Origin of the sequence: Mycobacterium sp. (genome assembly GCF_035506235.1) — a bacterium.
Classification (GTDB): Bacteria; Actinomycetota; Actinomycetes; order Mycobacteriales; family Mycobacteriaceae; genus Mycobacterium.
Genome location: NZ_DATJPU010000253.1, coordinates 47262 through 55200 on the forward strand (window position 1 = coordinate 47262; position 7939 = coordinate 55200).

Sequence of the window (7939 nt, forward strand, 5' to 3'; positions counted from 1 at the left end):
TCGCAGTTCGCGCGGCAGGTTACGCTTGCACCACGCTTACGGCCCGGGACAAAGGATCGCCATTGTCAGCTCCTGATTCGATTACCACGTTGGTTACCGACCACGATGGTGTGTCGGTGGTGAGCGTCAGCGGCGAAATCGATCTGGTCACCGCCCCGGCGCTCGAACAAGCCGTCGGCGCGGTGGTCGCGGACGGCCCGACGGCACTGGTCATCGACCTTTCCGCGGTGGAGTTCCTCGGCTCGGTCGGGTTGAAGATCCTGGCCGCGACCTACGAAAAGCTCGGCAAATCCACCGAGTTCGGCGTGGTTGCGCGCGGACCGGCGACCAGGAGACCGATTCACCTCACCGGGCTGGACAAGACCTTCCCGCTGTACCCGACGCTGGACGATGCGTTGACCGCGGTCCGGGACGGCAACCTCAACCGCTGATTACCCGGCCACTGCGAGCCTTCGCCTCACTTCGCGGCCGCTGGTGCGATGATCACGGCCATGGACGTCGATCGCCCCGAGGACGACCAGCAGTGGGACCGCAACGAGCGTGGTGAGACCGAAATCGAACGGCTGGACCGCAATTGGAACAGCCTGCTGCAGGAGCTGCGCGTGGTGCAGACCGGGGTGCAGCTGCTCACCGGCTTCCTGTTGACGCTGCCGTTCCAGCAGCGCTTCGACGTCCTCGACGAACAGATGCGGATCGTCTACCTGGTGACGGTCGGATGTTCGGTGGGCGCAACGGTGCTGCTGGTCGCCCCGGTCGGCATCCACCGGCTGCTGTTCCGGCGGCACCGGCTCCGGGTCCTGGTGTCGGCCGCCCACCGGTGCGCCTACGCCGGGTTGGCGCTGCTCGGCACGGCGCTGACCGGGGTGACGGTCATCGTTTTCGCCTCGGTGGCCGGAAACAAGGCGGCTTTGATAGCGGGAGCGTTTGCGTTGGTATTGTTCACGTTCTTTTGGTGGGTGTTGCCGCTACTGCTGCGCACCCGCGGTATGTAGCGCTGCGACGCGGGTGGATTCCAGATGATCGAGGAGGTCCTGCGGATCCGCGAAAATCGGTGACGCGCCGGCCGCCCGCAGTTCGGTCCCCGAGATGCCGCCGCTCAACAGTCCGATGCACGGCAATCCCGCGGCCGCCGCGGCGTGAGCGTCCCACACGGCGTCGCCCACGAACACCGCGTCGCCCGCCCCCACACCGGCCCTGTCCAGCGCGACCTGCACGATGCCGGGTTCCGGTTTGGCGGTGTCGACGTCACGTGACGAGGTCGTTTCGGCGATGACGTCGTCGCAATCGAGCACCTTGAGCAGCGTCTCGAGTTCGTCGCCGGGTGCCGAGCTGGCCAGCACCACCTGCAATCCGAGGCCGGCGACGCGGCGGAGCAACTCGCGGGCGCCGGGCAACGGTGCCAGCAGCGGTATGACGTCGCGGTAATACCGGCTGTGACCGTCGCTGAGCCGGTCTTGCACGTCAGCAGGCGCGTCGTCGGACAGGGTGCGCACCAACTTGGAGCCGTCCATGCCGATGCAGCGGTGAATCTTCCACGCGGCGACGGGCATATGTTCGTCGTCGAACGCGCGCTGCCAGGCATAGACGTGCAGATAGTTGGAATCGACGAGGGTTCCGTCGACGTCGAACAGGACGGCGGGGGTACCGCGACCGGGCCTGGCGGTTGTCATCTGCGCGGCATACCCGCGCCGCGGCGGGTTGACACCCACTGTTCGGCCCTCCGGTCGGCGGGTACGCCTCCGGGGATGCCGCGATCCGGCACCGCAATCCGAAGTCGGCGAATCGGTGCCGCCGCGCGAAAGACTCTGGCACACAAGATGTTTCATGAGGAGTGCCCTTGAAGACCCACAACGCCGACCCGGTCGATCACGCACGCACTTTTCGTCAGCGCGCAGGGGAGACGCTGACGCACGGCCCCCTACCGTGGGTGTGGCGGGGGTGGTCGTCGCCGTGGTCGCTTTGGTAATCGGCTTGTGTGCGGTCGCGACCGGCCATGTCGCCGCGGGCGCGACGGCCTGGTTGCTGCACACCGATCACGGGGTCCGCGACGCCGAGCTGCGCTGGCACGCCGAGAATTCCGATGAGCCCGCGCCGCCGCCGCCAGCTGACCCGTCGGCGAGCCGGAAGGTTTATTTCCCGGCCTGACCGGGTAAAACGTCGGCATGCTCGACACGTCCAACAGGGTGCACGCGGGAATCGATTTCGGCGTTCCCGGCCGGGTGGCGGCGGCGCTGTGGGCGTTCGGCGTCGTGGCGGGCGTGCTGGCGCTGCTGACCGGGCACGCCGCGTTGGCCATCATGGGGCTGGCATTGGCCGTCGCGGCGCCATGGTGCGGGCTGGCCTGGGTGTCGCACAGCCAGCGCCGGGGCGACGAGTCCGCCTGGGCCGCCGGTTCAGCGCCGGTCGTCACGAGGCCGATTCGCCTGCGCGGCCGCGCTCGTCGAGACGCCGGACGGCATCAATTGTCGCGCGCGCAATCTTTTTGAACCGGATAGGTGTGGCGGACGTCTGATCGGGGTACCGACTGAGCCACGGGTGTGAGTACAGGCAAGTGCGTCAACCCGGCATTCAGCAGGAAGGAACACCCATGTCGACCGCAAGCGATTATGACGCACGCCGCGTGTCCGACGTCGAGACCCAGGACCCCGCCGCCCTACGCGAGCTGGCGCCCACGCTGCCTGTCTCGGCCACCGCGGTTGTCGACGAGGACCCCAACGACGTGCTCTTCTTCGAGCTGCCCGGCGCGGACCTGTCGAGCGAAGAGCTGTCGGTGACGGTGATTCCCCAGCGGGCCGACGAGTTCACTTGTTCGAGCTGCTTTTTGGTGCAGCACCGCAGCCGCCTGCGCAAGTCGGGCTCGGGGCTTTCCGTCTGCGCCGACTGCGCGTAACGCCGGGCGGGTGACCGCCGCACCTTGACCAACCAGAGGCACCGTGTTTCTGTCGTCGACATGACAGCATCCGCGGCCCGCCCGGACGGTGCGCCGGATGCTTTGAGCCGCCCACCCGGCCTGCCCGCGCCGCGCGTGCTTCGTTCGGCTTTCGCCGCCTCGTATGCGGTCGCCTACCTTGTCGGCGGCGAGCGCCGGATGCTGCGGCTGATCCGTCGGTACGGGCCCATCATGACGATGCCCGTCCTCAGCCTGGGCAACGTCGCAATCGTGTCGGACCCGGAACTGGTCAAGCAGGTTTTCACCGCGCCGGCGGACGTGTTGCTCGGCGGCGAGGGTGTGGGCCCCGCGGCGGCCATCTACGGGTCCGGATCGATGTTCGTCCAGGAGGAGCCGGAACACCTGCGGCGGCGCAAACTGCTGACGCCCCCGCTGCACGGCGCCGCGCTGAGCAGTTACATACCGATCATGGAGAGCTCCGCCCGCGCGGCGCTGCACAGCTGGCCCGTTGACCGGCCGTTCGAGATGCTCACCGCGGCGCGGGCGCTCACCCTGGACGTGATCGTCAGGATCATCTTCGGGGTCGACGATCCCGACGAAGTCCGCCGCCTGGGCCGGCCCTTCGAGGGTCTGCTGAACCTCGGTGTTTCCGAGCAATTGACCCTCCGCTACGCATTGCGACATCTGGGTGCGTTACGAGTGTGGCCCCAGCGCGCCCGCGCCAACAGGGAGATCGACGACGTCGTCATGCCGCTCATCGCGCGGCGGCGAGACGACCCCCGCCTGGGCGAGCAACTCGACATCCTGGCGTTGCTGATGCGCGCCCGCGGGGAAGAGGGGGAAAGACTGTCCGACAGCGAGATTCGCGACGACCTGATCACCTTGATGCTGGCGGGCCACGAAACCACGGCGACCACGCTGGCGTGGGTTTTCGATCTGCTGCTGCACCACCCCGATGCGCTGCGACGCGTGCAGGCCGAAGCCCTGAGCGGGGAGGAGACTTTCACCACCGCGGTGATCCACGAGACGCTGCGGGTACGGCCGCCGGCACCGTTCACGGCGCGCGTTGCGGCGCAACCCTTTCCGATCGGCGGCTACCTCGTGGAGCCCGGTACGCGAATCGTCGTTCACATCATCGCGATCAACCGCAACCCCGTCACCTACGAGCACCCGAACCAGTTCCGCCCCGAGAGATTCCTGGGCAGCCGGCCCGAAACGTATGCATGGGTGCCGTTCGGTGGCGGCGTCAAACGCTGTCTGGGCGCGGCGTTCTCGCTGCGGGAGCTGATCACCGTGCTGCACACGCTGTTGCGCGAGGGCGAGTTCAGCGCCGTCGACGACGAGCCGGAGAGGATCGTGCGCCGCTCGATCATGCTGGCGCCGCGCCGCGGGACCAGGGTGCGGCTTCGCCCTATCCAGGCGGGCGCGCGGTAGCCGGCTTGTCGCGCTGCGCCTGCGCCTGCGCCGAATCGTCACACCCATCCACTAGGTTCATCGGCGAGTCCGCGTCGTCAGCTTGAGGAGTCATGGAGAAGATACTCGGGTCCTTCCTCCTGTTGGGGTTCGCTCTACCTTGGTTTTTCACCCAGCAGGCGACGGGCAGCGTGGTCGCGGGATTCTCGGCGGGGCTGGGCGGCCTGGGCCTGACGGTGCTCACGCTGTTGTGGCTCGGCGTGCAATGGGACCGCCACCGGGCCGGACGGCAGCGAAGGCGTGACCGCCGGCACGCCATGTCCGATCTGGCGGCCGTCGATCGCAAGTCGGGGGTCGAATTCGAAGAATTCGTCGCCGCGCAGCTGCGGACCGCGGGGTGGGGCGTGATGCGCACCGCCGGCACCGGTGACTACGGGGTGGACTTGATTGCCACCAGGGACGGCACCCGGATGGCGGTCCAATGCAAGCGGCAGGCGAAGGCGGTCGGTGTGGCGGCCGTGCAGCAGGTTGTCTCCGGCGCCCTGCACCACGGCTGCAACCAGGCGGTCGTGGTGACCAATCAGACGTTCACCAAAGCGGCTCGCCAGTTGGCGGCCACCCACCGTTGCCGTCTCGTCGGACGCGAGCAACTGCACATCTGGGCACGGGCCGGGCGCGGGCGGGTGCAACCGGAACGAGAAGCCTAGGCGCGGGCGTCCGGATACCTATTGCGCCGCAACGAGTGTCATCGAGATCGATGGTGGCGCGAAGAAGTACGCCTCACTGAACAGTGGACCCCGGCACGGAGTAGGGGGACGGGCTGGTCGGGTTGTTCGGGCACCACGGGTTGCCCGGCACGCCCAGGCAAGGATCGGGCATGCTCGCCTGTGGGGGCGGCGCCATCAGCTGGACCGCCGTCTGGCGCGGGTAATTCGTGACCACGGTGCTCGGGCAGGGGCCGACGAACTGCGAGTCGCACGCGACCTCCAGGCTGAGGACGCTGATGATTCCTGCGATCCCCGCGCCCTCGTCCGGGATTCCGCAGATGCCGTGGGGGAAGAACTGGATGAAGAGCGGGTCGCTCGTGACCCGCGGGCGGTCAAGCTGAAAATGCTTGGCACCGACCGCTGTTCGCGAGGGGTTGACATTGCCGTGCCAGCAGTTGCCGGGATAGTCGAGGCTTGCGACCTCCGCGAGGTCGACGTTGCTCGGATTGCCGAAGAAGCCGTTGTGGCTCAATGTGTTGTTCTCGATCTCGTTCCCTTTGTCGTTGAAGTAGCAGAACGACAACGCCGCCAGGCCGATGCCGCCGTGGCAGTGGGCGATCGGCGGCGGGGCCGCGGTGTCGACCTCGGGGACCAGCAGCACGCCCCACGCGCCGTTGTCGTGGATGTCGTTGTCGTTGAGGGTGTCGAACCGGCCTCCGGAGATCAGGACGCCGGTTCCCACCGGACTGAAGCCGACAACGCCCGGGCTGGTGGGCACGTTTGGGTTGTTGTTGTCGTGGACCGAGTTGTGTGTGAACAGCCAGCATGAATGGGTTCCCGTCGGACCGGTCCCGCCACCGGGGCAGCGGCCGGACTGGGGCGACGGTTGGTCATCGTTGTTCTGGCTGTTCGTGGAAAACCCTGTGTGGTTGTAATCGAACTCGGAGTTCTCGATGATCAGGCGGCCACCGGAGTTGGTTCCCGAGTAGCCTTGCGCCGAGTTCTGGCCGTGGGCGTGGTCGAGGATCGTGTTGCAGTCCGGGCAGGCGCCGATGTAGAACGCGGCGTCGCCCATGTTGTTCGCGTACACCTGGGTGAACAGCCCGGGCCCGAAGGTGTTGGAGGCGTAGATCCCGTATTGGGCGAACGGCTGGTTCCCGCCGGCGAAGTAGCTCGAGGTGGCCGACAGGAATGCGCCGCGCCAGCTTCCGATCTGCTGGGTGCCGCTCGAACCGCCGCCGTCGAACCAGATCTCGTCGCCCGGGGTGGCGCCGCCCGAGAGGAAGTTGCAGGCGGTCATGTTCTCGACGCTGACGCCGGACACCTTGAACACGATCAGCCCGTTCCGTCCCGTTGGGGAGCCGTCGGCACCGGGCGGGCCGGGGTCCTGGTCGGCCGTCAAAGAGCTGCACTGAGACGCCCCGGGCTTGGTGCCGTCGAGCATGACCCCGTTGCGGTCCATGCCACGGATGTGGATACCGGGCGTGGTCACGAGCACGGCGGCCCCCGCCGTGTCGTCTCCGACGGCCCCGGGAGGAACGCGGTTGCCGGTCTCGTGGTAGTCGCCCGGCCCGATTAGCACCCAGTCGCCGGGCCGGGCGGCGTCGACCGCTGCCTGGATGCTCGAGTACTGCCCGGGAATCCCTTGATAGCTGCCGACGCGCAGGACCGCGGCGGGGGCGGGCGGGGCGGCACTCGCCACGCACACTCCTCCGGCGGCGAGGATGCACACGCCCCCGGCGACAAGCACGCGCGGCCACCGCCACATCGGTGCCCGCGACATCCGGTCACGACGGTCTTCCAGCCCCGGCACTCCACTCGTCATCTGCTCGGGAGTGCGCCTACGACACTCAAGTGACGTCAAGAGTGAGTTATCGCCGTCACATCGAGAACACGACGAGGTGAACGTTCGAGCTCAAATGGGGCCGTGGCATCGGTCGCGAAACACTCGGGATCGCAACCGAGGTGACTTCGTCCATGCGCAACAACCGCGCCAGATGATGGGCATCGGGGGCATCGGTCTTCACCCGGTCACCGGCGGGCTTCTGCAGTTTCGACGGCGCGAGGACCTCGCATCGAATGCCGGCGCCGGTCAATGTCCGATACAACCCGAATCCGGTCGGACCAGCCTCATACGCCACTGCCACCGGTCCTGGCAACTGCTTGATCCACTCCTGGATTTTGCTCGTAGGACGGCGTCAACCGAGGCTGCGACACCTGCCCGGTGACGCCGTCGATCGCCGCTGCCACAACCGAATGTGCATGCACGTCCAGCCCAATACTCGTAGGCTCAGTAACACCGGGGCCTCCCACCACTGTCGGATAGACCGGGCGGGCCCACTACCCACCCGGTAACCCACGAACATGGGTGAGCGAGGCCCCGGCCCGCAACCCCCGACACAACGCCGGCGGTCACTCCATACCGTCTAGCCGTTTCCTGGTCGGGGTGGCGGGATTTGAACCCACGGCCTCTTCGTCCCGAACTCTGTGTACTGGGCGTTTGGAGGTGTTGACGGCGTTGGCTGAACTAGGAAATCGCATGTCAGAGCGTTGGAACAGTTGGTCGTTGTCGACGCTTGGTGAAGCTACTGCGGACGAACTGCGGACGGTGGCGGGAACCCAGCTGCCAGCTGATTTCGTTGTGACTTGTACGCCTAGCACCGGGCGGCGCCCACCCCATCGACCGACAGAGGAGAGCACGCCGTGGTGAGGGACTACGACCCCGTGGGGGACCGCAAGCGGCGGGATGAGGATGCGGCCGACGACGAACTGTTAGAGACGACGGCGGATCTAGTGGAAGCTCAGCGCATCATCGACAAGCGTTACAACGGGACCACCGAGTTCGAACAGGCGCAGCGTCACTTCGACAAGCACATCGACGCGGACCGCCTGCGCAAGGTCGCGGCGCGGGCCGCGAATCGCGACAATA

The 7939-nt window shown here is 67.2% G+C and carries 10 protein-coding genes and 1 pseudogene; 8 read left to right on the forward strand and 3 right to left on the reverse strand.

Annotated elements, in window-relative coordinates:
• Positions 1–62: 62 nt before the first annotated feature.
• Together VMD50_RS23795 and VMD50_RS23800 are read left to right on the forward strand one after the other, a co-directional pair.
• Entirely contained in the window at positions 63–431 is a 369-nt protein-coding gene (locus VMD50_RS23795) for an STAS domain-containing protein (protein ID WP_325431365.1), read from the forward strand.
• A gap of 60 nt (positions 432–491) precedes the next feature.
• The gene (locus VMD50_RS23800) at positions 492–992 is read left to right on the forward strand and encodes a DUF6328 family protein (RefSeq protein ID WP_325431367.1); all 501 of its coding nucleotides are present in this window, start codon (positions 492–494) and stop codon (positions 990–992) included.
• On the opposite strand, the gene VMD50_RS23805 is transcribed toward VMD50_RS23800, so the two are convergent.
• Positions 966–1670: an HAD family hydrolase gene (locus VMD50_RS23805; protein WP_325431369.1), complete on the reverse strand. Its 705-nt coding sequence runs from the start codon at positions 1668–1670 to the stop codon at positions 966–968. The two genes, VMD50_RS23800 and VMD50_RS23805, sit on opposite strands and share 27 nt — an antisense overlap.
• Positions 1671–1929: 259 nt before the next feature.
• On the opposite strand from VMD50_RS23805, the gene VMD50_RS23810 reads away from it, so the two are divergent.
• The 5 genes from VMD50_RS23810 (at position 1930) to VMD50_RS23830 (ending at position 5010) form a co-directional block, all read left to right on the forward strand.
• The gene (locus tag VMD50_RS23810) at positions 1930–2145 is read left to right on the forward strand and encodes a hypothetical protein (protein WP_325431371.1); all 216 of its coding nucleotides are present in this window, start codon (positions 1930–1932) and stop codon (positions 2143–2145) included.
• A 17-nt stretch (positions 2146–2162) separates the two neighbouring features.
• Positions 2163–2486 carry a hypothetical protein gene (locus tag VMD50_RS23815; protein ID WP_325431373.1) on the forward strand — a complete coding sequence of 108 codons (324 nt, stop codon included), beginning with the start codon at positions 2163–2165 and terminating at the stop codon, positions 2484–2486.
• Between the two features lie 101 nt (positions 2487–2587).
• Positions 2588–2890, forward strand: coding sequence for a DUF4193 domain-containing protein (locus VMD50_RS23820; RefSeq protein ID WP_325431375.1), 303 nt, complete (start codon positions 2588–2590; stop codon positions 2888–2890).
• A gap of 60 nt (positions 2891–2950) precedes the next feature.
• The gene (locus tag VMD50_RS23825) at positions 2951–4324 is read left to right on the forward strand and encodes a cytochrome P450 (RefSeq protein ID WP_325431377.1); all 1374 of its coding nucleotides are present in this window, start codon (positions 2951–2953) and stop codon (positions 4322–4324) included.
• A gap of 92 nt (positions 4325–4416) precedes the next feature.
• Positions 4417–5010: a restriction endonuclease gene (locus VMD50_RS23830; RefSeq protein ID WP_325431379.1), complete on the forward strand. Its 594-nt coding sequence runs from the start codon at positions 4417–4419 to the stop codon at positions 5008–5010.
• Between the two features lie 73 nt (positions 5011–5083).
• Here the strand turns inward: VMD50_RS23830 and VMD50_RS23835 are convergent, their stop codons facing one another.
• Complete coding sequence (locus VMD50_RS23835; protein ID WP_325431381.1) at positions 5084–6835, reverse strand: hypothetical protein; 1752 nt, start codon at positions 6833–6835, stop codon at positions 5084–5086.
• A gap of 100 nt (positions 6836–6935) precedes the next feature.
• Positions 6936–7323 (reverse strand): annotated as a pseudogene (locus tag VMD50_RS23840) (IS110 family transposase); the annotation flags it as partial.
• 393 nt (positions 7324–7716) lie between these two features.
• On the opposite strand from VMD50_RS23840, the gene VMD50_RS23845 reads away from it, so the two are divergent.
• On the forward strand, positions 7717–7939 hold a 223-nt coding region (locus tag VMD50_RS23845; RefSeq protein ID WP_325431383.1), incomplete at its 3' end, for a hypothetical protein.

Excerpts from the sequence above, each read along its gene's own strand:
- VMD50_RS23830 (WP_325431379.1), top strand. The coding sequence starts at position 4,417 with ATGGAGAAGATACTCGGGTCCTTCCTCCTGTTGGGGTTCGCTCTACCT.
- VMD50_RS23815 (WP_325431373.1), top strand. The coding sequence starts at position 2,163 with ATGCTCGACACGTCCAACAGGGTGCACGCGGGAATCGATTTCGGCGTT.
- VMD50_RS23835 (WP_325431381.1), bottom strand. The coding sequence starts at position 6,835 with ATGACGAGTGGAGTGCCGGGGCTGGAAGACCGTCGTGACCGGATGTCG.
- VMD50_RS23820 (WP_325431375.1), top strand. The coding sequence starts at position 2,588 with ATGTCGACCGCAAGCGATTATGACGCACGCCGCGTGTCCGACGTCGAG.
- VMD50_RS23805 (WP_325431369.1), bottom strand. The coding sequence starts at position 1,670 with ATGACAACCGCCAGGCCCGGTCGCGGTACCCCCGCCGTCCTGTTCGAC.
- VMD50_RS23825 (WP_325431377.1), top strand. The coding sequence starts at position 2,951 with ATGACAGCATCCGCGGCCCGCCCGGACGGTGCGCCGGATGCTTTGAGC.
- VMD50_RS23800 (WP_325431367.1), top strand. The coding sequence starts at position 492 with ATGGACGTCGATCGCCCCGAGGACGACCAGCAGTGGGACCGCAACGAG.